Source organism: Clostridium boliviensis (genome assembly GCF_033342255.1).
In the GTDB taxonomy this organism is placed as follows: Bacteria; Bacillota; Clostridia; order Lachnospirales; family Lachnospiraceae; genus Lacrimispora; species Lacrimispora boliviensis.
Genome location: NZ_JAWONS010000207.1, coordinates 1 through 366, shown reverse-complemented (window position 1 = coordinate 366; position 366 = coordinate 1). Strand labels below are relative to the sequence as shown.

General features: G+C 57.4%; 1 protein-coding gene. It reads right to left on the bottom strand.

Annotated elements, in window-relative coordinates:
* The coding region (gene rhaD, locus RZO55_RS12545) for a rhamnulose-1-phosphate aldolase (RefSeq protein WP_318064625.1) at positions 1 to 366 on the bottom strand (366 nt) is incomplete at both ends.

Genomic DNA, 366 nt, shown 5'->3' with positions numbered 1-366 from the left:
GATGCCCTCCGGGAACACGACGATGCATTCCGTGCACATCTTCCACAGGGTCCGGGTAAAGCGTTGTTCATCCAAATCGTGATTGAACGACATGGCCACCAAATGGGTGGGATGGGTATGCATGATGACCCGATGCGACGGATCCCGCCTCGAGCGAACGATGTGGCTCATCAGATGGGTGGGAAGCTCGCTGGTGGGGCGGCCGCCATCGGCCAGCCCCCACAACAGCTCGGCCCCTTTCCCGTCTTCATGGATCCGCAACAGTCCCAGGGAGCCTTCCAGATCATCCTTGATATTTTTGAAGTACTTTCCCGACCCGGTGATCAACAGATACCGGTTGGCCAGTTCGTTCACCGGAAAATCCAG